Origin of the sequence: Streptosporangium sp. NPDC020145 (assembly GCF_040631275.1) — a bacterium.
Taxonomy (GTDB): Bacteria; Actinomycetota; Actinomycetes; order Streptosporangiales; family Streptosporangiaceae; genus Streptosporangium.
Genome location: NZ_JBEXZT010000014.1, coordinates 39,570 through 59,767, shown reverse-complemented (window position 1 = coordinate 59,767; position 20,198 = coordinate 39,570). Strand labels below are relative to the sequence as shown.

16 protein-coding genes are annotated in these 20,198 nt (G+C 72.0%); 7 read left to right on the top strand and 9 right to left on the bottom strand.

Translation table 11 applies throughout. The features are described from left to right. Window positions 1–138 precede the first annotated feature (138 nt). A complete protein-coding gene (locus ABZ463_RS24350) occupies window positions 139–1,374 on the top strand; it encodes a hypothetical protein (RefSeq protein ID WP_362779247.1) in 1,236 nt (411 codons plus the stop codon). On the opposite strand, the gene ABZ463_RS24345 is transcribed toward ABZ463_RS24350, so the two are convergent. Next, on the bottom strand, window positions 1,314–4,658 hold the full coding sequence (locus ABZ463_RS24345) for a hypothetical protein (RefSeq protein ID WP_362779245.1): 3,345 nt from the start codon (window positions 4,656–4,658) through the stop codon (window positions 1,314–1,316). The two genes, ABZ463_RS24350 and ABZ463_RS24345, sit on opposite strands and share 61 nt — an antisense overlap. Before the next feature lie 67 nt (window positions 4,659–4,725). Beyond that, a complete protein-coding gene (locus ABZ463_RS24340; RefSeq protein ID WP_362779243.1) occupies window positions 4,726–5,751 on the bottom strand; it encodes a hypothetical protein in 1,026 nt (341 codons plus the stop codon). 112 nt (window positions 5,752–5,863) lie between these two features. On the opposite strand from ABZ463_RS24340, the gene ABZ463_RS24335 reads away from it, so the two are divergent. Further along, window positions 5,864–6,832, top strand: a complete 969-nt coding sequence (locus ABZ463_RS24335; protein ID WP_362779241.1) for an aldo/keto reductase — start codon at window positions 5,864–5,866, stop codon at window positions 6,830–6,832. A gap of 75 nt (window positions 6,833–6,907) precedes the next feature. Here ABZ463_RS24335 and ABZ463_RS24330 read toward each other — a convergent pair whose 3' ends face one another. Next, on the bottom strand, window positions 6,908–7,063 hold the full coding sequence (locus ABZ463_RS24330; RefSeq protein ID WP_362779239.1) for a hypothetical protein: 156 nt from the start codon (window positions 7,061–7,063) through the stop codon (window positions 6,908–6,910). A gap of 187 nt (window positions 7,064–7,250) precedes the next feature. Here ABZ463_RS24330 and ABZ463_RS24325 point away from each other — a divergent pair, with 187 nt between their 5' ends. Continuing rightward, window positions 7,251–7,529 (top strand): hypothetical protein, encoded by a 279-nt coding sequence (locus ABZ463_RS24325; protein WP_362779236.1) that lies wholly within the window; start codon window positions 7,251–7,253, stop codon window positions 7,527–7,529. A gap of 141 nt (window positions 7,530–7,670) precedes the next feature. Here ABZ463_RS24325 and thpR read toward each other — a convergent pair whose 3' ends face one another. From thpR to ABZ463_RS24310, 3 genes are read right to left on the bottom strand one after another with little or no spacing between them, the layout of a single operon-like run. Beyond that, window positions 7,671–8,246 (bottom strand): RNA 2',3'-cyclic phosphodiesterase, encoded by a 576-nt coding sequence (gene thpR / locus ABZ463_RS24320; protein WP_362779234.1) that lies wholly within the window; start codon window positions 8,244–8,246, stop codon window positions 7,671–7,673. Continuing rightward, the gene (locus tag ABZ463_RS24315; protein ID WP_362779231.1) at window positions 8,203–9,816 is read right to left on the bottom strand and encodes an MFS transporter; all 1,614 of its coding nucleotides are present in this window, start codon (window positions 9,814–9,816) and stop codon (window positions 8,203–8,205) included. Before ABZ463_RS24315 ends, thpR begins: the two co-directional genes overlap by 44 nt. Beyond that, a complete protein-coding gene (locus ABZ463_RS24310; protein WP_362779228.1) occupies window positions 9,723–10,184 on the bottom strand; it encodes a MarR family transcriptional regulator in 462 nt (153 codons plus the stop codon). The genes ABZ463_RS24315 and ABZ463_RS24310 overlap by 94 nt, the downstream gene beginning before the upstream one ends. Window positions 10,185–10,722: 538 nt before the next feature. Between ABZ463_RS24310 and ABZ463_RS24305 the strand changes: the two genes are divergently transcribed. After that, entirely contained in the window at window positions 10,723–12,129 is a 1,407-nt protein-coding gene (locus tag ABZ463_RS24305) for a WD40 repeat domain-containing protein (protein ID WP_362779225.1), read from the top strand. Here the strand turns inward: ABZ463_RS24305 and ABZ463_RS24300 are convergent. Then, window positions 12,124–12,909: a hypothetical protein gene (locus tag ABZ463_RS24300; RefSeq protein ID WP_352014305.1), complete on the bottom strand. Its 786-nt coding sequence runs from the start codon at window positions 12,907–12,909 to the stop codon at window positions 12,124–12,126. The genes ABZ463_RS24305 and ABZ463_RS24300 overlap by 6 nt on opposite strands. A gap of 240 nt (window positions 12,910–13,149) precedes the next feature. Between ABZ463_RS24300 and ABZ463_RS24295 the strand changes: the two genes are divergently transcribed. After that, entirely contained in the window at window positions 13,150–13,899 is a 750-nt protein-coding gene (locus ABZ463_RS24295; RefSeq protein WP_362779222.1) for a DUF429 domain-containing protein, read from the top strand. A gap of 49 nt (window positions 13,900–13,948) precedes the next feature. Then, complete coding sequence (locus ABZ463_RS24290) at window positions 13,949–14,206, top strand: DUF2530 domain-containing protein (RefSeq protein WP_352014307.1); 258 nt, start codon at window positions 13,949–13,951, stop codon at window positions 14,204–14,206. Between the two features lie 67 nt (window positions 14,207–14,273). Here the strand turns inward: ABZ463_RS24290 and ABZ463_RS24285 are convergent, their stop codons facing one another. Further along, window positions 14,274–17,345, bottom strand: coding sequence for a hypothetical protein (locus ABZ463_RS24285; RefSeq protein ID WP_352014308.1), 3,072 nt, complete (start codon window positions 17,343–17,345; stop codon window positions 14,274–14,276). Window positions 17,346–17,433: 88 nt separating this feature from the next. Continuing rightward, complete coding sequence (locus ABZ463_RS24280) at window positions 17,434–18,249, bottom strand: DUF3027 domain-containing protein (RefSeq protein ID WP_352014309.1); 816 nt, start codon at window positions 18,247–18,249, stop codon at window positions 17,434–17,436. A gap of 385 nt (window positions 18,250–18,634) precedes the next feature. Between ABZ463_RS24280 and ABZ463_RS24275 the strand changes: the two genes are divergently transcribed. Then, the gene (locus tag ABZ463_RS24275) at window positions 18,635–20,158 is read left to right on the top strand and encodes an MFS transporter (protein ID WP_362779218.1); all 1,524 of its coding nucleotides are present in this window, start codon (window positions 18,635–18,637) and stop codon (window positions 20,156–20,158) included. Window positions 20,159–20,198 lie beyond the last annotated feature (40 nt).

The window sequence follows — 20,198 nt, the reverse complement described above, 5'->3', positions numbered from 1 at the left end:
CAGTGGGAGGCCGCGATGATCGCTGTAGCATTTTCCCCGCTCAGCGCCTGATCCCCCCGGCCAGGTGTCCTTCGGATCGGGGGAGAACAGATGGAGAGACCGCGTTCCCGGGCGTGCCTGAGTGCCGCCCTCCTCTGCGTGACCACATGGACCTGTGCGACCGCCTGGGCCGCCGTCGACGTCCCCCCGGCCTCGGCGTCCCCGGCGCCCGTCCCGACTCCGGCCTCGGTCCCCGCCTCGGATTCGGCCTCAGGGTCGGTCTCGGGACCGGCCCCGGAACCGGGGTCCGCTCCCGCGTGCAAGCTGGTCAACGGTGGGTTCGAGGAGCCCGGCAGTCTGCACGGACAGGGCAACCTGCGCTCCGGTCTGCCCGGGTGGAGCACCTCGGCCGATGACGGTCTCATCGAGGTCTGGGGCCCGGACGTGCCCTCCGTACGGCCCGACACGGGCAGGCAGTTCGCCGAGGTCAACGGTACGGCGACCGCCACCCTCTCCCAGGACGTCAGGACCGTGCCCGGCTCGACGCTGACCTGGCACCTCTCGCACCGGGGGCGTTCCGCGGGCGAGGACGTCCTCCAGCTCAGGATCGGCGGGGTCACCCAGGTCCCCATGGGCCAGAACACCTCGGACATAGCCGACGACAACGCGGGGTGGGGCCACTACACGGGCAGGTACTCGGTCCCGCCGGGCCAGACCGTCACCCGGTTCGAGTTCGTCTCCATCTCCACGGCCGGCGACCAGCCGGACCAGGGCAATCTTCTCGACTCGGTGGAGATCTCGTGCGAGCCCCCGTGCGTGCGAAACGTGCCGCCGACCTCGCCCTACCTGTTGCTGACCGGCCCGGCGAACAGCGAACTGACCGGCGGCCTCTCCTCCTCCGACCCGGAGGGCGGCGAGATCACCTACCTCCTGGACGGCGCCGCGAGCCCCCAGGTGTCGATCACCTCGGAGGGCCGGGTGACGCTCAGGCCGACGGCCCCGGCGATCTGGGAGGTGCCGGTCAAGGCCTGTGACCGGGACGGTTCGTGCACGAAGGGCCGGATCGTCGCGGTCATCTCCGCCCCGGCCACCCCCGCCGTCTCCGCTCCGGCCGCCTCCACGACCTCGACCACCCCGGCCACCACTGGCACCGCCACGACTCCGGCCTCCACGGCCCCGGCCGCTTCGGCCCCCGGGACCACCGGCGATCCAGCCGAGCGCGCCGAGACCACCGAGGCCACCGGAATCACCCAGGCCACCACCGCTGACACCGTCACGACCCCGGCCGCGCTCGCCGTACCCCCCGCCGGGGGGGTGATCGACGGTCGGCCGGGTCAACGCATCCGGCCGACCATCGCCCGCAGCCTGCGCACGTCCCGTAGCCGTGCCTCGTAGGTCGCGCCGACCACCACGAGCAGCAGCCCGCCCAGCGCCATCGGCACCCAGCGCGGCACGGTCACCATGGCCCGCGCGATCCACGGCGAGAGTTCGTGCAGGACGACGACGGCCAGGGTGAGGCCGCCGAGCAGCGCGGGAGCCTGTAGCCGTGCCCGCGCCCCGACCAGCAGAACGACCAGGCAGACCGTGCCGAGCAGCAACGGCCTGACCCATCCCGTCCCGTTGAGCGTCGCGACCGCGCTGGGCAGCAGGCTTGAGCCGAGGGCCGGGCCGTACGAGAGCCAGGAGGAACGGGCCCTCCCACGCGCCCGCCACCAGCCGAACCCCAGCAGGACCAGCGAGAACGGCACCGTGTAGGCCTCGGCCACCGTGATGTCCGAGGCCAGCAGCCGCAGCCAGGAGGCCGTGAGCAGCAGGGCCGTCCCCACGTATCCCGCCCGGCGCCGGTCGGGACGCAACGCCGTACCGGTCATCATCACCCCGGCGACGGCGCAGGCCAGCGAGGCCGTCGCGAGGCCGTCGGCGGCGAGCGCCAGACCGGCCAGGGCCAGGGCGTATCCGGCCGCCTCCGTCCCGGCCGCGAACGTCTCCTTTCTGAAGCGGCCCGCGACGGCCGCCGCGACGCAGGCCACGGCGAGCACGCCGAACGCCGCCGTCCGCGCGGGCCAGCCGAGCGCCAGGCCCACGGCCAGCGCCTGCGCCCCGGCGAGCAGCGTCGCCGTACAGGCGCCCCCTGCCCGCACCCACCGCTCCCGCCCGAGGAACGCGGTCGCCGCCGCGACCAGTGCCACGACCGGCAGCGTGACCAGCGTGGCGGTCTGGGCGACGAGCGACCAGGAGAGCGCCAGCGACGCCGTCCACAGTCCGGTCACCGCGCCGAACCTCCACCCGGTACGGCCACGCGCCGCCGCCCACGCCGCGGGCCCCAGCCCCACGACGAACAGCCCGACCTCCACCGGGTACGGCAGGCCGACCGAGAGCGGCAGCGTCGCCAGGAGCACCGGCAGTGCGACCAGGGCCGCCTTGGACGCCGTCCCGCGCCCCGCCACCTGCCAGGAGACCGTGACCGCCGTGACCGTGAGCAGGGCCGCGACCACCACGAGGATCGGAAGGTGAGCCGGCAGGAACCGCTGCCCCGTCCACGGGAAGAACAACGGGCGGTAGAAGCCGACGATCCCGGCGAGGGGAACGGCGATCGACGACACCGCGCACGCGCCGAGTGTCGCCCCCAGCCCCAGCCCGGCCCCCCACCTGGGGTCACGCCGGACCACCGGACTCCCGCCCTTGGGCTCCTCCTTGGCGCCGTCCTCCTCGGAGTCGGAAGGCGCCTCCTCGACGGCTTCCGAAGTGGCGGCCTCCGGGATGACAGCCTCCGGAGTGACGGCGGCGCCGTACACCAGGCAGGCGGCCACCGCGAGCACGGAGCCGGCCGCCAGGGCGAGCGCGAGGCCCTCGGCCGCCGGCTGCAGGCCCGTCCCCACCGCGACCGCCCAGATCAGGCCGGTCGCCGAGAGCACCGCCATGACCAGCGCGACGGCCCGTACCCCCGGCTCCCGGCCCGCGACCGTCGCCACGGCCCACGCCACCAGCGCCGCGGCCAGTGCGGCGTACGTCTCGGTCCGCCCGGCGAGCGCGGTGACGACACCGATCAGCGTCACCGGTACGGCTGTCGCCGCGAGGGCCCGCGCCCACCACGCTCCGCCCGTCAGGGTCATGCGGGCCACGAGCGCCACGGCCAGGGCCGACGGGACGACGAGGGCGGCCGGGCGGCCGAGCGCGAAGGCACCGGGAACGGCGAGCACCGCGACCGCACCCGTCACCACGGCGCACAGGCCCAGCGACCGCCGGGTTTTCTCCCCGCGAGGACCGGTGACCGGCCACCGCGCGGCCGCCACCGCCAGGGCCGTGGCCAGCAGGGCGGGAACGACCGCGGCGGAGGCGAGCGGCCCGGCCCACCCGTCGTCGAGGACGGCGGGCCACGCCCACACCCGCTCCAGCAGCCCGAACGGCATGAGCACCTCGGCGGCGACCCAGGGCACGACGGGCAGCGCCGTGAGCCCTGCCACGGCCCCCGCCGAGACGGCACCGGCCCGGCGGATCCGCGCGTTCAGGCCCGGCAGGTACAGCGCGACCGCGACGGCCACGAGCGCCCCCAGGGTGTACGGCACGCCCCGCCACCCGGAGGGCAGCGACGGCCAGACCGGGGCGGCCAGGCCCATGGTCAGCGCGAGCGCCGACCCGGCGGTGAGGAACCCGAGCGCGATCCGTCCGGCCCGCCCGGCGACGACGAGTCCGAGGGCGGCCAGGGCGACGAGCAGCACGCCCCTGACCAGGGCGACGGCCGATCCCCCACCGGTGAACTCCAGCACCGAGTCCAGGAGTCCGTAGAGCACGCCCAGCGTCCACGTCACCCCGAAGCAGACCCTGGCCGTCGCCCACCCGTTCTTCGTCTTCCCCTCCGATGTCCTGAGCAGCAGCAGGAGGGCGGCGTCGAGTGCGGCGTCCGCCGCCAGAGAGGCGGTGAACCACGGCGCCGTCATGTCGAACGCGAGCAACGGCAGCGGGATCTGGGCGAACACGACGGCCACGGGGAGCGGCAGCCGCAACGGCAGCAGCCGGGAGTATCCCGCCATGGACAACGCGACCAGTCCGACCAGCGCGGCGACGTAGTGGCGCGCCTGCGGGCCGTCCGCGCCGAACAACCCCGCCTGCCGGGCCGCGTAGCCGTCCAGCAGGAGCAGCGCGACGCCGAACATCGCGATCGTCTCCGCGGTCGCGTCCAGTTTCCTGCTCGTGAGGAACCTCGGCGCGGCGAGGGTGAGGGCGGTGACCCCGGCCAGGATGGCGGCTCGTCCGCCGATGCCGATGTGCCCCCAGCTGACCACGGTGAACACCACGGCCGCGACGATCAGCAGCAGCCCGCCGAGGGTGAGCAGCAGGTTCTGCACCGCCTTGGGGGAGAAGTCCCTGCGGGGAGCGGCCTCCCCCGCGAACCCCGCAGGAGCCGCGAACCCCACAGGAGCGGCGGGCCCCACCGGGGCCCCGGGTCCCACCGGAGCCGCGGGGCGGGCGCTCTCCGCGCGCAGCAGGGTGAGCAGGTGGTTCCTGCGGGCCAGCAGGGTCGTCTGCCTGGCCCGCAGCCCGGCCAACTCCACATCGAGCCGCCACAGTTCGGCCGCCGCGGGCCCTTTCAGCGTCAGCGCGCAGCGCGGGCAGCGCTCGAAGGCTCCCGTGACGGGCAGGCCGCACCCGGGGCAGCCGGGCCTTGTCTGGTCGTGCATGACACGAAGGATGCCCAGCCCAGGTTGCGAACCGCTTGCGGAGCCGTACTCAATCTCGTTTAGGTACTTATCGGACGCGGCGCGCGATGAAGGTGATCAGACCGGTCGCGCCAGCCGCCGCCGCCAGCCAGAGCGCCACGGCCGTGCCCGGCACCCCCGCCTCACGGTCGTCGGCCTCCCGCGCGTCGGCGACGAGCGTGGGCTTCACAGCCTGAGCGGCCTGACCGGTCGGGGTCGGCGCCGAGGAGGGTGCCGTCTCCCGCAGGACACGTTCGGGCAGCGGCACCCGGTAGACGGGGCTGTTCCTGCCCTCGCTGCCGGTCAGCACCGCCTTGCCGTCCGGCGTGTAGGTGATCGACTCGGCCTGTTCGAGCTGCGGCATCGACAACCGGGCGATCTGGTCCCCCGACGGGCGGTACACGGTCGCCGAGAAGTAGGTGCGGATCACGTAGCTCGACCCGTCGGGCGCGTAGGCGGCGTCGGTGGCCATGATGGGGGCGGAGCCGACCTTGCGCAGCACGTTGGTCCTGTCGGTGCGCAGCCGTTTCGGCGCCGCGTAGACCGCCCCGACGAACGCCTTGCTCACCACGTACAGGCGGCCGGTGGTCGGATTGACCATGATCCCTTCCGCGTTGTGGCCGCCGTCCTCGTACTTGAACCGGTAGCGCGTCGCGGGGATCACCGCGTCGCGCATCGTGGCCGGCTCGGGGACCCGGTACACCGAGACGTCGGGCCACGCCCCGTCGAAGTTGTCGCCGATGTCGGCGAACCAGAGCACTCCCCGCCCGGTCTTCGGGTCCTTGGAGACCGCCATCGCCTCCCAGTCACGGGCCGACCCGCCCTGGAGGGTGAACTTCGCCCTGGTGCGCCCGTCCGCGCCGACCGCGAAGAAGATCGGCCCGTCGGAGCTGTCGTTGTGGGTGTAGTAGATGTCCGGGTGCGTCGGCGAGACGGCCAGCCCGCTCGACTCGGTGATCCGGCTGTCCTTGAAGGTGAACAGCCGGTGCCCCTCCTCGTCCGTGTCCGCCGCCGCGAGTCCCGGCGCCAGCGTCGCCCCGGCCAGGACGGCGGCGGCCAGCACGCGAATCACCACATACCCCGGTCTACTCCCCATCCCGCCATCATGCCCTGTGGGGCACCGGATCGGGGGGAGACACGGATCAAGGTCTCGCCTGGAGCGCACTCCAGGTGCCTAGGGTGGACATATGGAATACACGCAGCTTGGCCGTACCGGCCTGAAGGTCAGCCGCCTCTGCCTGGGCACCATGAACTTCGGTCCCCTGACCTCGGAGGAAGACTCCTTCGCGATCATGGATCACGCCCACGAGCTGGGTGTCAACTTCTTCGACACAGCCAACGTCTACGGCTGGAAGCAGGGCGAGGGCATCACCGAGAACATCATCGGCCGGTGGTTCGCCCAGGGAGGTGGCCGTCGTGAGAAGACGGTCATCGCCACCAAGCTCTACGGCGCGATGGGCGACTGGCCCAACGAGAACCTGCTCTCCGCGCTGAACATCCGCCGCGCGGCCGAGGCGTCGCTGAAGCGGCTCCAGACCGACTACATCGACGTCTACCAGGCCCACCACATCGACAGGAACACCCCCTTCGAGGAGTTCTGGGAGGCGATGGACGTCCTGAAGCAGCAGGGCAAGATCCTGTATGTCGGGTCGTCCAACTTCGCGGGCTGGCACATCGCCAAGGCCCAGGAGGCCGCCGCCCGCCGTAACACGCTCGGCCTCGTCTCCGAGCAGTCGCACTACAACCTGATCGTCCGCGCCCCCGAGCTTGAGGTCATCCCCGCGTGCGAGGACTACGGCCTGGGCCTGATCCCGTGGAGCCCGCTGGCGGGCGGCCTGCTCGGCGGCATCCTCAAGAAGATCGACAAGGGCCGTTCCGCGTCGGAGCGCATGGTCGAGGAGCTGAACAAGCACCGCGCCAAGATCGAGCGCTACGAGGCGTTCTGCGAGGAGCTCGGCGAGGACCCGGCCAACGTCGGCCTGGCCTGGCTGCTCCACCAGAAGGTCGTCACCGCCCCGATCATCGGCCCGCGCACCCACGAGCAGCTCGACGGCACCACGAGGGCCCTGGAGATCAACCTCGACGACAAGGCCCTGGCCACCCTCAACGAGATCTTCCCCGGCCACAAGACGGCCCCGGAGGACTACGCCTGGTAGAAACCCCTGACCCCGGGCGAGGGGGCCCTCCCCCTCCCCGGCGGCTGGCCTGCCGCCTGCGAGCCGATCACGGCATCAGGTGACGAGGGCGCCGATCACCACGAGGAGTACGAGCAGGGTGAGCACCACGGGCAGGAGCCAGCGACGGGGACGGTCCACGCTCTGGAGCTTAGCTCCGCCCACCGGGTGCCGACGCCGCCAGGGCGTCTCACGCGTCTCGTAGCGGACCACGGGCCCGGGATTCCGGTGGAGAAGGCGGCGAAGCGCGGCAGGAGGTCGACGCCCCGGAGTGCCGGAAGGATCACCGGTCCGGGGCCCCTTGACGTGCGCGGCTGGTCAGGTATGTTCCAGACAGGAAAGTTTCCTAAATAAAAGCCCTGGCCAGGCTCTCTTTTTCGGAACCCCGGAGGCTCTCACCTTGCGCACCGCGATGATCTCCACCCCGAAGCGGATCGCCCTCACTCTCGCGGCCGCCGTCGCCGCGGCCACCCTGGTCGGCGTCACGCCGGCGCACGCGCAGATGCTCTGCCACGTGCAGCAGGACACGTGGGTCTACTCAGCCCCCGGACGAACGGCCCTCTACCTGGTCCCCGCGGGCGGAGGCTTCTACCTGGACTACTGGTGGAACGCCGGCGGCTGGGCCGCCGGTCACGGCGTCGGCCAGGCGGACGGCTTCATTCGGGGCCTGAGCTGTTAGTCATGGCGGGCGGAGCACCCCTTTCCCAGGGGTGCTGAGCCGGGCACGCGGGGACCTCAGAAGAGCGGGGTCCCGAGAAGCACGAGCACCGCGAGCACCACGGGCAGGAGCCGGCGACGGGAACGAGCCAGGCTCCGGCGCTCAGCTCCGCTCACCGGGTGCCGGGGATGCCAGGGCGTACTCCGCGAGTGTCTCGTAGCGGACCGGGGATCCCAGGTGGCTTCTCACCAGGTGCACGGTGCCCACCTCCCACGGGGTTCCGGCGAAGGGTCCGAGTGCCTCGACCAGGTCGCTCACGTCGGTCTCCGCGCGTGTCCTGGCCAGGGTCAGGTGCGCTCTGAAGCGCTTGCGGTCGTCGACCCGTACGGCTCCCGCCCGCCGCGCCCCCGCCGTCACGGAGTCGGCCAGGCGGGTGAGCGGGAGGTGGGCGCCGGACAGTCCGGACCAGAGGATCCTGGCCCGGCGGACGGAGGGAAAGGCGCCCGCGCCGGTCAGCGCCAGCGTCATCGACGCGTGGCGCGAGGCGGCGCGGGCGAGCCTCGTCTCCAGCTCCGGCAGCACCTCCGGCGGCACCTCGCCCAGGAACGCCAGGGTCAGGTGCCAGTTGGCGGGGTCGACCCAGCGCAGCTCGGGCCACGCCCCCCTGAGGGGACGCAGCGCGCGGGCCAGTTCGTCACACGCCCGCCGGGGCGGCAGCACCCCCACGAACAACCGCACGGGACCTCCTGCCGATCGCCTTGGTCAGCATTATCGCCGCGCCGACACCGAGCATCGTGAGGACCCCGCCGACCGCGACGCCCGTGCGGGGGCCGCCCAGTTCGGCGATCCAGCCGAGCACTGGAGCGCCGATCGGGGCACCTCCGGTGAACACCAGTACGTAGATGCCCATCACCCGGCCGCGCATCTCGGGAGAGGCCGCGAGCTGCACGCTGGTGTTCGCGGTCGTGTTGACCGAGATCAGCGCGACGCCCGCGGGGACGAGCAGGAGCAGGTAGAGCGGGTACCACGGGGCCAGTCCGGTGACGACCTGGAACAGGCCGAACGACAGCGCGCCGCCGATCAGCAGTTTCCTGCTCGGCCGTACGCGCCGGGCCGCCATGAGGGCGCCGACGAGCGCGCCGACGGCGAACATGCTGGAGGCCAGTCCGAAGGACGAGGCACCGGCGCCGAAGACCTCGCGGGCCATCAGCGCTATCGACATCGAGAACGACTGCGCGCACAGCGAGACGAACCCGACGAGCAGGACGGGCAACAGCAGGTCAGGGCGTTCCATGACGTAGCGCAGCCCCTCACGGAGTTGCCCCTTGGCCCTGGCCACCGGTTCCGGCGTGGTCAGCTCCGAGGTCCGCATCAGCGCCAGCCCGCCGAGCACGGCGAGGAAGGACAGGGCGTTGAGCACGAAGATCGGGCCGGTGCCGCCGAGCGCGTAGATCAGCACACCCGCGAGGGCGGGGCCGACCACGCGGGCCAGGTTGAAGCTGGAGGCGTTCAGCGCGATGGCGTTCGGCAGGTCCTTGCGGCCGACCATCTCGACCACGAACGACTGCCTGGTCGGCACCTCGACGCACAGCACGAGACCGAGCGCGAAGGCCATCACGTAGACGTGCCAGACCTGCGCGTTCCCCGTCAGGGTCAGCACGCCCAGCGTGAGCGCGAGCAGACCCATGATCGACTGGGCGGCGATCAGCACCGGCCGCTTCGGGTAGCGGTCGGCGATCATCCCGCCCCACAGCCCGAACAGCAGCTGCGGCAGGAACTGCAGCGCGGTGGTCACGCCGAGCGCGGTGGCGCTGCCCTTCGTCAGGTCGAGCACCAGCCAGTCCTGCGCGGTGCGCTGCATCCAGCCGCCGACGTTGGAGACCACGCCGCCCATGGCGAAGAGCCGGTAGTTGTAGACGCGCAGCGAGCGGAACATCCCGCCCCGCGTCTCGGGGACCTCCTGCGCGGACCCGGTCTCGACGGCCTGCACCTCGCTGGCCGCCGCCGCCCGCGCGATCCGCCCGCGGCGGGCCCGCGTGCCGAGCTTCCGCACGGGTACGGCGAGCACCCCGACGAGGCGCCTGCGAGGAGAGGGCCTGGAGACCGTCCCGGCGGCCTCTTCCTGAGTGGTCTCAGCGGCGACCTCGGGGGCCGCCGCGGGGGCTGCCTCGGCGTCCTGCCGGACGGCCGAGGCCCTGGGTTCCTCGGGGTCGCCTAGTTCCGGCTGAGCTTCTCCAGAATCGGAGCCGCCTGCCTGAGCACGGTTCTCTCCTCCGGTGACAGCTCCTTCAGCCGCTGCGTCAGCCATGCCTCCTTGCGGCGGCGTTCCTCCCTCAGCAGGGCCGAGCCCCGCTCGGTCACGCTCACGCTCACCTGCCGCCGGTCGGACGGGTGCGGTGTGCGTGACACCAGCCCCCGCTCTTCCAGCGCGGCGATCACGCGCGTCATCGAGGGCGGTTGCACCTTCTCGTGCTCGGCCAACTCGCCGGGGGTTATCCCGGAATGCCGTTCCACCGCGACGAGCGTCGCGACCTGGGTGGGGGTCAACGAGTGTCCCCCTGCCTGCCTGCGAAGGCGTCTGTTCAAGCGTGCCAGCGACACGCGCAGTGCCGAAGCCAGACCGGCGTCGCTGCGCAGGCTCGCGACGGGGTCCTTCCTGGGAGGGTTCGTTAGCATAAGTCATTACCTTTGCTAACTATATACCCGCTCATGCGATTCCCTCCGCGCGAACTTTTCTCGATGTGAGCCGTACAGAGCCTGCCAGGCCGTCTCACGATCCCCAGCCCCTTCACACCATCACCACATGCACATCATCGAACACGGAGTGTTATCAAAAGGAAGTGTTGGAGCCGGGGACCGCATCCGTGGCCGACCGCCGATATTCCCGACGGTGGCCACCGGAGACAGAACTCATCACGATATCCCGGTCGACCCCGGGTCCTTTTCGCGGGAGAGAAACCGCACCGGCGAAGGGCCCTCCAGCGCCTCACGCGCAGTGACAGATCGGAAATCCCGAAGGGTGTGTTCGGTCACGTGCGCGACACGGGAATGCGAACAGCCGCAGAAAACCCTCCTGCCACAGGAAAGGTGGAATCACCAGACCCCAGAGTCTAAGGTCCACATCAGAGCATGATCCTTTTCATGAAGGCTTTCACGAAAGCCGCACGCCGAATGATGTGGAGTCGAGATGAGCGGTCCGGTTGGGGCTCAACAGGTGAATGCTCGTTGGAGGACTTTCGCAATCGCGTTCGCCTGGCTCCTCGTCGTCCTCCTGGTCGTTGGCGGGCTCGTATGGCAACGCACGTACGAAAGGGTCTCAAACCAGGAGCGCGTCACGCTGGCGCACGGGCTCGCGCTGCACGCCGCGGAGTTACGCGACACCGACTTCGACGCGGCCAGGAAGCTCGGCACGGCCGCGGTCGGGATCCACTCCGACGAGCAGACCCGGGCGGGGCTGGTCGACACACTGGTCGACACATACGGCAGAGCTCTCTCGCCTCTCATTCAGGAGCCATCTCACGAGGTGACGGTGAGCGGCGACGGGCGGGTCGCCCTGAGCAACGACGGAGGCGAGGCGAACGTCTGGGACCTCAAGTCCTGGACCGACCCGAAGGCCATCAGAAAGCCTGACCAGGTTCCCCCGTTGAAGGGGCGCGAAGGAGCATCCGTGAACACGACCGCGCTGTCCTTCGACGGGAGGACCGCGCTCACCGGTGACGACGGCGACACCACGACCGTGTGGGATCTCACCGACCTGGCGAAACCGGTCCGGCTGGCGACGATGGAGACCGACCGGACCGCCCAGTCCACCAACGGGGTGAAAAAGGCGGCGTTGTCGCACGACGGCCGTACGGCGGTGATCGTCGATCACGACGGCGTCATGACCGTGTGGGACCTGGCCGACCGGTCCCATCCGAAACGCCTGTCAGCAACAGGATCGGACACCGTCCCCATCCGCGACTTCGCGCTCAGCGCGGACGGCCGGACCGTCGTCGCCGTGGACGATCACAACAAGGTGGCGGTCTGGGACGCCTCCGCCGCCGAGCACCCGGTCAAGGCGGCGGATCTGGACCTGTCCATGAAGTTCTCGCAGAGCGCGACGAGGACGGCGATGAGCGCGGACGGGCGCGTCGTCCTCGTCCAGAGGGCGGGGCAGATCGAGATCTGGAATCTCAACGACCGAGCGCGCCCGGTGCGCCACACCACGCTCGACCTGTCCTTCGACAAGCTGTACGGCACATACGACATGTCCCTGACTTCCGACGGGAAGCGCGTCCTGGTCGCCGGGCCGAGCGGTTCCGGCACCCTCTGGGACCTCTCCGACCCGGCCAAACCGGCCCGGCTGGCCACGCTGAACGGGCACATGCCGGAGGTCGAATCGGTGGCCCTCGGCACCGACGGCCACCTCGCCCTGATGGCCGGTTCCAGCGGGGTCTACTTCTGGAACCTCACCGGCCTCGATGAGATCGTCGCCGACCCGAAGCAGGCGTCCTGCGACCGTTACAGCGCGGAGATCAGCAAGGCCGAGTGGGCTCGTTACGCGGGCGGCGCGGACTGGTCGGAGTACAAATCGGAAGACTCGGACAGCGTCAGCGTCTGCCTCATCGATTGGTGGTCATGACAGACCGGCGACGGCGGCGCCGAGTTGGAGGACCGTGACGTCCACCTGGCCGTGGCCGTCCTTCCAGCCCGCGACCACCGAGCAGCCGCCCTCCTCAAGGAGAGGACCGAGGGGGGCGTCGGCGCCCAGGTAGGTCAGGCCCTCGGCCTCGGCCACGTCGCAACAGCCCAGGCTGAGGTGGGCGCGCAACCGGGGGTCGGCCACGGCGTCGAGGGCCGGGGTCCACGTCTCGTCGGCGTTGCCCTCGAAGGGGATCAGACTGCCGGGGCCGTCGCCGATGCCGGTCGCGACCCGCATCGCGTCCAGGAGCGAGCCGTCCGAGGCGATCCTGGCGTAGCAGACGTGCCAGTTCTCCGCCAGGATCGGGTCGGCGAGGTCGAGGTCGTGACGCCACAGCACCGGTGCCAGGTCGGCGCCCCGTACGACGTCGGGGGCGAGGCAGGCCCGTGCCAGGTCCGCGGCGAAGGCGTCGGTCAGGCCGTGACTGGAGAACTGGAAGAGCGAACGGCCCGCGTCGAAACGCAGGGGTGGCTCCCCCATGTCGTACAGGTAGAGGTCTCCGACCTCGATCGGCTCGCCTCCGGTCAGGATCGCCGGGTTCAGCCAGATCGGGTCCCTGTCGATGCGTGTCTCGTGGAAGAAGTGCCCGTGGTAGTAGGCGGCGTACTCGGCACCGCGGTCGTACCCGGCGAGCGGACGGCCGAGAAGGGCCCCGAAGGCGGCGGACAGCGACGCCTTCCAGGCCACGGCGCCACCGGTGACAGAGGTGTAGCGGGTCATGCCTTGAACTCCTGGGGGGAAACTACGCCGGCCGATGGTCAGGTGGACGGCAGAGCGCCAAGCTTGCAGGCCTTTCGACTCTTGTATGGCAGATTCGCATGGTCTCATGGAGCGGACAGCCGTACGACATGAGAATTCACCGCATGTTCCCGCACGTGCCCCACGGTGGCCGGATACGGCTGCGCCCCACGGGGTAGCCGTGCGCCGAACCTCACGCCGGTGGCGCCTTATCGTGAGGAAGTGATCACAGTTGGGGTGGACCTCGCCGCTGAAGCCGTCCGTACGGCGGTCGCGTGGCTCGACTGGTCCGATGGCGGAGCCCGGGTCCGTGAGGTCGTGGTCGGCGCGGACGACGATCTGATCGTCGAGGCGCTCATGGGCGCGGACAAGGCCGGGGTGGACTGCCCGTTCGGCTGGCCGGACAGGTTCGTCGACTTCGTCACGGCCCACAGGAACGGACACGTCGAGGTGCCCGCCGAGGTGGCGGGCCGTACCTGGCGCGGGGACCTCACCTACCGGGTCACCGACCGGGTGGTCGTCGAGTCGACCGGCCAGAGGCCGTTGAGCGTCTCGGCCGACCGTATCGGGCACACCGCCATGCGCTGCGCGGCCCTGCTCGCCGAACTGGCCCGGAGGGGACGGCCGGTCGACCGCGCCGGGAACGGTGTGGTCGTCGAGGTCTACCCGGCGGCGTCGCTCAGGTGCTGGGGACTGACGTCCAACGGCTACAAGCGGGCGGCGAACCTCGGCACGCTCGGACTGCTGGTCGACCAGCTCCAGGAGACGGCCTCCTGGCTGGATCTGGGGACGCACGAACAGTTGTGCCGACGTTCCGACGACGCCACGGACGCCGTCGTCGCCGCGATCACCGCCCGCGCCGCGGCTCTGGGCCGCGTGACGGCCCCCACTCAGGAGCAGACTCCCACAGCGCGTTCCGAGGGGTGGATCGCGCTTCCCACCGGCGCCCTGCGGGACCTCGGTCGAGGATGACCCCGTACGGCTTTGCCTGGGGGAAGGGCTCGTCGCCTACGCTGGAGCCGTGAACCAGCCTCGCCCGCAGGACCTGCGACCGCTGCGGACCAACGACACGGCCACGATCCTCGTGGGGACCGTCCTGTGGGCGGTCGCCCTGGTCGTGCTCCTGGTCGTACGGCCCGCCCCCGAGCAACAGTGGTGGATGTGGACCTGCGTGTCCGGCATCTGCGGCGGCTTCTTCGGCCTGTGGTTCGTACGGCGCCGCGACCGGCGGGCCTCCAAGGCGTCCCGGGAGGAGGACGAACCCGCCCCCCTCCCTTGAAACCCTGAACGCCCCTGAACACTCCTGGACGACCCTGAGCGGCCCGGACGACCGGCCGGAAAAGGGGTCAGGTCGAGGCGGTCCAGCTGTCGAGGTCGGCCTCGGCCAGCAGCAGCGGGACGGCGGCCGGGTCACGGAGCAGGGCCGCCACGGCGAGCCGGTCACCCCACTGGCCGGACGCCCACGCCAGCCCGCGTGCCAGGCCCTCGACCCCCGAGGCGTGCACGGTGCCCTCGTGGAAGCGCCAGGTGGCGGCGACCCCGTCCACGAGCAGCTTCTCGTGCTCCACGTAGGTCGTCGGCGCCGTGGGCAGCAGCGACCGCACGGCGGCGGGCACCTCGCGGACCGCGCCCTCCGAGGTCACCTCCCCGGCGGCCTCCTCCCCGGCCAGCGGCAGGTCGAGCAGCTCGGACAGCGCCTCGGCCAGGTCGAACGGCGCCAGCACCAACGGCCGGTCGGCCACCAGGGGCAGCAGGTCGGGCGCCTCGACGACCACCGGCTCCCCCGCCGCCGAATCCGGTTCGGAGTCCGATTCTGACCCGGACGACAGCAGGTGACCGTCCTCGACGTCGGCGACGACGATCTCCCCGTCAAGCACGGCCCGCACCGCCCGAGGCGGGGCGACGCGAACCGGGTCAACCCCCGCCAGAGCCACCCACAGGGCACGAAGCTGGGCCCGGTCCACCTCGACGGAGGGGTCGCCGAGCAGTTCGAGCAGCTCGTCGGGGCCGCCGTGCGAGGCCAGCAGGTCGGTCAGGGTCGTCCGGACGCCGATCATGGACAGCGCCGCCTCGTCCACGACCGCCGGGGCGTCGCCGTACAGGCCGAACAGCAGCGGGTCGGCGTTGGGCAGCCGCAGCTGGGTGGGACGGCGCCCGCCGAGGACCGGGTGGGTGGACAGCCACCACGCCGTGTAGGAAGGCACCTCGACGACCTCGCCGGCGACCAGCAGCCGCAGCGGGTTCAGTACGGCGCGCAGCGGCGGGCGGGAGAGCAGGGCCAGCGCGGAGGGCCAGTCGGCGACGTACTCCAGGTCGCGGACCGCGGAGAACTCCCTGGCGACCGGCGGCACGTCCACCTCGGGCAGCAGGTCGAGCACGGCTTCGAGCCACTCGTCCTCGCGGTCCAGGTCGTGGTCGCAGTCGTCGGGGTCGATCATCACGTCGGTGTCGTTGACCACGGCGAAGCCGTCGAGCACCCCGGCCGCGGCCAGGACCCGCGGGCCGTACCGGTCGACGAGTTCGGGGGCGGCCGTGCCGAAGTGGGTCTCCTGGTCGAGCAGCCCGGCCAGCGAGCCGTCGGCCAGCAGCAGCTCACCGGCGGGGTACAGCTCGCCGTCGGTGCCGCGCAGCGCCAGGTTGGACAGCCAGGGGGCCTCACCGGCGACCAGCCCGGCCGCGTCGACCAGGGCGAGCACCGCCTGGGCGACCGGCTCGGCGTCCGCGCTGTCCAGGGACTCGGCGACGGCCGTACGGGTCAGCGGGTCCTCAAGGACCGTCCTCGGCGTGGCCTCGGCGGCGCCGAGCCGCAGCAGCAGCGGGTGGGCGGCGTCCGGGTGGACGACGCGCAGCCCGAGGGGGGCGAGCACGGCCGGGTCGAGGGAGGAGCCCTCGGTCAGCAGCAGCGTGCCGCGCGGCCCCCTGACCAGGCGGCCGTCGGCCAGCGGCACCGGCAGCGCGCCGAGCGCCTCGGGGTCGTCGGCGGGCAGGACCTCGTACAGCGACCGCCACCAGGACGGCTCCCGGTCGGCGACGACGTCGCCGGACAGCATGTCCACCACGTCGGCAAGCTCGACCCGCCGTACCCCGAGCGAGGTGATCGCCGGGTGCCTGGACGGCCATCCCGCGGGCAGCAGGCCGGGGACCATGGGGGCGACCTTGCGCAGCAGCTCGCCGGGGGCGGAGACCACGGACGCCTGCCGCCCGGTCACGACCCACTCCTCACCCGTGTCCTGCCGGTTCTCCGCGTCGGCGGGCGGAGAGAGGGCGGGCAGCAGCGCGGCGTCGGGCAGCCTGCGCAGGATGGCCCTGCGGATGTGGGCGTCCAGCTCGCCCTTGCCCATCAGGCCGGGGACGAGGTCGAGCAGCTTGGAGGTACGGGCGAGGCCGGACAGCAGTTCGACGTAGGCGTCGGCGGCGCGCTCGACCAGGAAGTCCGTCAGCGGCCCCATGGCCACGTGCCGCCGGTCGGTGGCCATCGGGAACGAGGCGATCAGCAGCGCGGGCAGGTCGAGCGGCTCGTCGCTGGGCGTCGGCGCGTGCACGACGGGCGGCACCCGGGCGGGCAGCGGCCTGGGCTCCTCCTGCCCCGTCGCCGTGCCGACGACGGGAACCGCCCAGCGGACCAGCCAGTACGGCCTGGCCCGCTCCTCGGTCGGCCGGTCGGCGAACAGTTCGGCGGCCTCCTCGGGGGAGAACCGTCCCGAGGTGGAGACCACCTTCCAGCCGTCGGGCAGGATCGTCCGCGTCTCGCCCTCAAGGTCGATCTCGATGGACTCAAGGGCGGGCAGGCCGAGCAGCAGCGCGGCGCTGGTCTCCTGGAGCATGCGGCGCACGGCGTCGACGGCGGCCTTGTCGCGCAGCGGCAGCCGTACGAGGGTGTCGAAGCCGCTGGGCACCTCGACCGGCCCCGCGGGGAAGGGCAGGCGCAGCAGCGGCACGTGCCCGCCACGCTCGGCGAACTCCTTGGAGAGGGCGACCTCGGCGGCCACGAGCACGGCGGTCTGGTCACGGGACCAGCGCACGACGCCGGAGCCGAGTGAGCCGATCACCGGCTCGTCGCAGACGGAGACCACGGCCGCGAAACCGACGCCGAACCGCCCGGCGGCGCCGGAGTCGTCGCGCTTGTTGGAGACGCGCAGCGTGGACAGGCTCTCGATCCCGGCGGCGTCGACCGGGGCACCGGTGTTGGCGGCCGAGAGCACCCCCTCGCGCAGCGAGAGGCGCAGCCGTCCGGGCACCCCGGCGCGCAGCGCCGCGTCGGCGGCGTTCTGGGCGAGCTCGACGATCAGCCGGTCCCGGTAACCGCCGAGCGCGAAGTCCTCCTCCGCGTTGGCGTCCTCGCGGAACCTCGCGGGCGAGGCGGTCCAGGCCGCGAGTACGGCGGAGCGCATTCGGTCGGTGCCGAAGATGTCAGTCACAGCGATGAGTCCAAAGGTCGGGGGCCCCACAGGTCACGTCGCATCGGGGCACGCCGGGGTCTTCCGGCGTGCCTGTGATGACGTCGGATCAGGAGTGACCCAGCGGCTCGGCGGCGGTGTCGTCCACGGAGCCGGCGAGGTCCGTCTCCGAGGACTCCTCTGCGATGTCGTAGGCGAGGTCGTCGAGGATCGGCGACGTCGGCTCGACCTGGTGCGGAAGCACGGCGGCCTCGGAGTGCGCGCCGCAGCCGTGGTCGGCGGCGACGACACGGCCGTCGTCGGGGGCGTACTCGTTGGTGCACGCCCCGAAACCGATGCCCAGCGCACCGGCGAGCGGCCAGTAGAAGCCGCAGGTCGAGCACTGGGCGGGCGCGGCGTGCGCGAGCGGGGTGTGCGGCCCCGACTCACCCGAGTGCCAGCGGCGCACGGCGCGGTCCCTGCCCGTCGGGGAGAGCACCCTGGCCCTGCCGAGGCCGTACTCGAAGATCATCTGTCGGTCGACGTCGTCCTCGGTCTGGGTGAAGCCGGGCGCGAGGCGTACGTCGTCCGCGGAGGTCGGCAGCAGGTCGCCGACGCCGAGGTCGCCGGGGAGCAGCCGTTCGCTCCACGGCACCCACTCCGGCGGCAGCAGCGCTCCGGTGCCGGGCAGCAGCACGACCTCACTGACCGTCACCTTGCGCGCCCTGGAGGCCCTGACGACGGTGACGGCCCAGCGCCACCCCCGGTAGGCACGGTCGAGGCAGGTGAAGTAGTGGGTGACGACGCGGTCGCCCTCGGGTTCGACGCCGAGGTGGTCGCCGATCTCCTCCGGTCTGACGTTCTCCTCGATCGCGGAGCGGGCCAGGTCGACGGCGGCGGCGCAGGCCTCGTCGACGACGACGGCACGGGTTCTCGGACGGGTCACGAGTCCTCCTCCGCAGGCCTCGCGACCTGACGGCCGCTGTCCCCACTGCCTAGCTCGCTACGCTGACTCACAGTTCATTCTCACCCATGCCCGGAGCGAACAGCACCTTCACCGGCCCCGGGCGGGGTCGCGCCGGGTCGCCGCCAACGGACCGTAACGCGCTCTCCCCTCGACCGGCAACCTGTCCCGTTGTTCACTGACCATTCAAGGCTTAGATAGGACGGACCGCCACATACATCCCATCCGCCCTATGGGTAAGACTGGATGCGTGGCAGGTGGCTGGGAACAAGCACGCAGGACGGCAGGCGACGTCTCCCGCCGGATCGGACGCTCCGCGGTGGGCGCCGGCCGGGCGACGGCGCGCGCGGGCCGGGGGGCAGGCCGGATGACCGTCCGCGCAGGGCGGGGGGCGGCGAGCGGGACCCGCCGGGTCGGCGCGGCCTCCCGGCGGCTGACCCACGCCCAGGGCGCGGGCCGTACCGGGCTCGGCCAGCTGATCGAGCTGACCGCGCTGGAGAGCGCCGGTGACGCGCTGGTCACCGCCGCCCTGGCCGGGACGCTGTTCAAACTGCCGGTCAACGAGGCCAGGGGGCAGGTCGCCCTCTACCTGCTGATCACGATGATCCCCTTCGTGGTGGTCGCGCCGTTCGTCGGGCCGGTCCTCGACCGGTTCCGTTCGGGCAGGCGCTTCGTGATGGCGGGCACCCTGTTCGGCCGGGGCCTGCTCTGTTTCGCGATGGCCGCCGCGATCGTCCCCGGTGACGTGTTCACGATCTTCCCGGCGGCGCTGGCGGTGCTGGTGTTGTCCAAGGCCTACAGCGTCTCCCGGGCGGCGATCATGCCGAACGTGCTGCCCGCCGACATCGCGCTGGTCACGGCCAACGCGAGGGTCGCCCTGTTCGCCCTGGTCACGGCGGGTGTGGCGGTACCGGTCGGCGCGGGTGTCAGCGCCTGGCTCGGCGCCGAGTGGACCCTGCGCGCCGCCCTGGTCCTCTTCCTGCTGCTGGGCGTGCTGGCCGTACGGCTGCCGCGGCACGTCGACTCCCCCGACCTCGACGTGCTCGACGGGGACCCCGACGAGGAGGGTCAGGAGCGGCCCGCACGCTGGCGCACGCTGCTGAACGTCGGGCCGGTGGTGACCGAGGCGATGGCGGCCAACGTGGCCGTCCGTCTCTACTCGGGGTTCCTGCTGTTCTATCTGCTCTTCCTGGTGCAGGACAGGAACCTGCCGGGGCTCGCCCCTCCGGTCACGATCGGCCTGCTGGCCGTGGCGGCGGGCGTCGGAGGCCTGACGGGTACGGCCGTCGCCTCGTGGACGCGCGGACGCTCCCCGCAGGTGATCGTGCTGCTCACGCTGGCGCTCTCACTGGTGACCACGGTCGTGGCGGCCGTCTTCTTCACCCTGTGGGCCGCGGTCGCCGTGGCGCTGGTCGCCGCGTTCGCCCAGGGGCTCGGCAAGCTGGCGCTCGACGCGATCGTGCAGCGGGAGATCGGCGAGGAGGTGCGTTCGTCCACCTTCGGAGTGGTCGAGGCGTTCCTCCAGGTCTCCTGGGTGGGCGGCGGCCTGGTCGGACTGCTGCTTTCGCTGTTCACCGACGGCTCGGCCGGGCTGACCGTGATGGCCGTCGTGCTCGCCGGCTCACTGGGCTGGCTCCTCGTACGGCGCCGCAGGAGGGTGGACGCCCGGGACGCCAGGGTCGAGGCGGCCAGGGCGGCCCGGCCCCGCCCCGAACAGGACCCCGAACAGGACCCCGGGAAAGACCCCGAGGAACACACCGAACAGCGACCGGAGGAGCGGCCGGCCTCCCCTGTGGGGAACGGCTCAGGCCACACGACGACCACCGTCGTCCGGCGTGACGCCCCTCCGCCGGACAGGCGTACCAAGCCGCTGACCAATCCGCACGGCTGACCCCCGCCGGATGGACCGCCGCCCGCCCCTCCACACGGGA